At 36.6% G+C, this 3724-nt stretch carries 3 protein-coding genes; 2 read left to right on the top strand and 1 reads right to left on the bottom strand.

All coding sequences use genetic code 11. The features are described 5' to 3' along the window. Nucleotides 1–1096: AMP-binding protein (locus QVB70_RS18565; RefSeq protein ID WP_287584211.1), on the top strand; the 1096-nt coding region annotated here is incomplete at its 5' end. Between the two features lie 230 nt (nucleotides 1097–1326). Next, entirely contained in the window at nucleotides 1327–2721 is a 1395-nt protein-coding gene (locus QVB70_RS18560; RefSeq protein WP_287584209.1) for a DNA methyltransferase, read from the top strand. A gap of 368 nt (nucleotides 2722–3089) precedes the next feature. Here the strand turns inward: QVB70_RS18560 and QVB70_RS18555 are convergent, their stop codons facing one another. Then, entirely contained in the window at nucleotides 3090–3461 is a 372-nt protein-coding gene (locus tag QVB70_RS18555) for a hypothetical protein (RefSeq protein ID WP_287584207.1), read from the bottom strand. Between the last annotated feature and the right edge of the window lie 263 nt (nucleotides 3462–3724).

Below are 3724 nucleotides of genomic sequence, written 5' to 3'. Positions count from 1 at the left end.
TTACGAGTTGCTTGCTACAACACAGGAAGAACCTCCAAAAGTTGATATCAAAGCAGAAGATATTGCCGTTTTAGCATATACAGGAGGGACGACCGGTATACCGAAAGGTGTCCTTCTCACAAATTTAAACCTCGTGTCGAATGCCCTAGTGACCGCCAAGTGGTTCAATTTTGAAGAGGGGAAGGTGCGCACGATAGCTGTCCTCCCTCTCACCCACATCTTCGGCTTCACAGTAGCTATGACTGCATCACTTTCCAGCGCAGGAACAATAGTTTTAATACCGAAATTTCATCCCAGACAGGTGCTTGAGGCGATTTCCAACTATAAACTTACTTTCATGCCGGGTGTGCCAACAATGTACATTGCGCTCCTTAACTATCCAGAACTCGAAAAATATGATCTGAGTTCAGTTCGCTTTATGCTTTCTGGTGGTGCGCCTCTTCCCGTTCAATTGATGAAAGAGTTTTCTGAGAAGACGGGATGTAATCTTCTGGAAGGCTACGGCCTCACAGAGGCTGCTCCGGTTACTCATACCAGCCCAGTTGCACGAAAAAAGGGTGGTTTAATAGGCATTCCAGTTATTGACTGTTTTGCAAGAATTGCCGACGAAAATGGAAATGATGTACCTGTCGGTGAGAGAGGAGAATTGTTGGTTAGCGGTCCTATGGTAATGAAAGGCTATTGGAAAAAACCGGAAGAAACAAAAAACGCAATAGTAAACGGCGAACTTCATACGGGCGATATTGCGACCATGGATAAAGAAGGATACTTTGCAATTGTAGGCAGGAAGAAGGACATGATCAATGTTGCTGGTTACAAGGTATACCCCAGAGATGTAGAAGAAGTGTTATACGAGCATCCAAAAGTAAAATCAGCAGCAGTTATTGGCGTTCCTGATGAATACAGAGGAGAAACGGTTAAAGCCTATATTGTACTAAAAGAAGGACAGAGCACTACTGACAATGAAATTGTAATATTCTGCAAAGAAAGAATAGCATACTTTAAAGTGCCCAAAATCATCGAATTTCGAGACAACCTCCCAATGACAGGTGTAGGTAAGGTACTCCGCAGGGCATTATGGGAAGAGATAAAATGAAGTCTCGCCTAAAATCTTTTGTATTAAAGGGAATCGAAGGGAAATTTGTTTCTATTTTTTCTTTCATATAACCCAGTTTATTTGAGAGCTAAAATAATCTCGTTTCTAAAAAACAGAGAGTCAAAATTATAAGCTAAAATCATTGAATACATCGGTAGACTTCTTGTACAGTTGTATTAATAATGATTATTTCTTATAACATAGAATATATAGCAAGTACGTGAATAATGATGACACTAGACAGGCAGACAATGTTTGGTAAAAAAACACCTTGCGAAGGGTATTTAGACCTAATTAACAGAAAATATGGTCGTTCAGAATCATTAGAAATTCTGGATAAAATAGAGTGGGACTTTAAGGATTTTACTACACAATATCTCACCCATAAATTTCATTCTTATCCCGCTCGATTCATTCCTCAAATACCTTTGACATTTCTTAAATTATTTTCGAAAAAAAAGGAAACAATCGCAGATCCCTTTTGTGGATGTGGCACGACCCTCGTTGAAGCGTTCTTAAACAACCGGCATTCTATTGGAAATGACTTCAACCCTCTAGCAGCACTAATTACTAAAGTAAAAACAACATTAATCAATAAAGAAGAACTATTGTATTTAAATGAAAGACTTGCGAGCATAAAGAGTAAATTGGATGTAGATAACAGTCAAATTGATGAAAGATTAAGAAACATGCCCCGCAGAAAGATTAGCAAACTTTTCGATAGAAAGATCATTTCACAATTGGAAGCAATTCGGGAGACTTTATTGGAGATTAGAGCAGAAGGATTTGTTGATATATATGATCTCGGACAAGTAGCTTTATCTGCAACCATTTGGTCATTAGTAGAACATGGAATCGTTGATGTGAAGGATTTATTTCTAAGAAAAGTGGCTCATATGGAAAATGAACTAAAGAAAACTGCCAAAGTTATGAAAAATATACCCAATGTATTAGTCTTGAATAGTGATGCAAGAAAGCTAGAAGTTGAATCTGAATCCATAGATTTGATAGTTACTTCTCCCCCTTACGTAAACGCACTAGATTACTATCGAGTACACATGTATAACATGTTCTGGTTAGATATGGATTTTAATGCCTTCAAAAAACATGAAATAGGAGCACATTCGCGTTTTATTAATAATAGATTTAGATTGTTTTCCGAGTATTTAGGAGCCATGCTCCGCTCCATGATAGAAATGAATCGGATTTTAAAACAAAACAAGTTCTGCGTTATTGTCGTTGGGAATTCCAGCTTAGAATACGAGTTGATTGAAAGTCATAAATTTTTTGCAGAAATGTCTAAGGATATAGGTTTCAAGACAATAAAAACGATTTTTAGAACAATTGATAAAACAAAAAAATATACTAGCGCAGATATTGGAAAAATCGACGATGAGTTCATACTTATATTGCAAAAAATTGAGAATATCAATGTTACCCCAGAGAGCGATGTTTTTATAGCCGAAACTGTCACACAACAGATGATGCAATTTAGGGAAAAACTAAAGCATTCACAGGGAACTTCTATTAGAGGGAGAAAACCTACTAAAGAACGGCTGCTGAAAAACATTGATAAAATTGATGACGCGATTAATAAGATTTCTAAAGATATAATTTGGACATAAAACGTTCAAGAGAATCTGCATTTCGCTTTAAAAGAAGTAAATAAATAGCGATAATGATTCCAATGCTAATTCCTAAATCCAATGGTCCAACAGACACCATAAGGTACTCATCCTTTTTCAGGACCTTCTTTCGGTAGAATGAAGTTTGTAAATTAAATACAAACTATTTTGAAAATCATTGAAGTGAAATTTATAAATCTTTTTTCTGTTACATCTCTTTATAAGAGATTTCAGTTTGAAAATTTCGATAAGAATCAACTATTTTGGAATAAAGTAAGTAAGAACATTATAGAAAACTAAAGATAAAAAAAGAGAGATTAAATGGGCTATAACTTATCGTTAGTTTCTTGTTAACCTTATTAATTGAATTACTCAGCGCCAAAACTCTTTTTCATCTGCTCCATCATTTCAAGAAATGGCTTCATAAGTTTATCTAACATATCCCCGTAAAGAAATTCGTTTAGAAACTGAAACACTTTATTAGCTGGTTCCTCTCCACTGAAACCTAGTTTAATATTATCATCGCCTGCTTCAAATGAAATCAAATCTTCAGGGTTGCCTGTGATTTCACCTATGTTTTTCTTCATCTCATCAAGATTCAGAATTTGAGAGCTTGTATTCTCATCCACAATGTTTTTATCAATTGACATTTGTATGGAATTAGGAGAAGGACGTTTTAGTTTGATGCCTTCACGGATTTGTTTTTTCATCTGTTCCATCATTTCTTGAAATGGCATCATAATTATTACCTCAAGGAGACCCCCCAACTTGTTGGGGTGAGGAATTGATCCCGGGCGTTGCTCACACAACCCTTTCTACGAAGACAGGGGATGATATACCTAACCTCAGGTGGTGTTTTAATGACGGGTACTCGCAAGTCCCGTCGCTCCCAACATCAAGGGAGTAGGTTCTCTTCGCCAAGGTTATCAGTCAGTACTATACGATGATCACTGAGAGTTTCCTCTCTGTTTAAACCACCGTTTACAGAGCAAGGGACTAGAGA

This window comes from Candidatus Borrarchaeum sp., assembly GCF_019058535.1.
Classification (GTDB): domain Archaea; phylum Asgardarchaeota; class Sifarchaeia; order Borrarchaeales; family Borrarchaeaceae; genus Borrarchaeum; species Borrarchaeum weybense.
This window is presented reverse-complemented; position numbering and strand designations above follow the sequence as displayed.

Excerpts from the sequence above, each read along its gene's own strand:
- QVB70_RS18560 (WP_287584209.1), top strand. The coding sequence starts at position 1,327 with ATGACACTAGACAGGCAGACAATGTTTGGTAAAAAAACACCTTGCGAA.
- QVB70_RS18555 (WP_287584207.1), bottom strand. The coding sequence starts at position 3,461 with ATGATGCCATTTCAAGAAATGATGGAACAGATGAAAAAACAAATCCGT.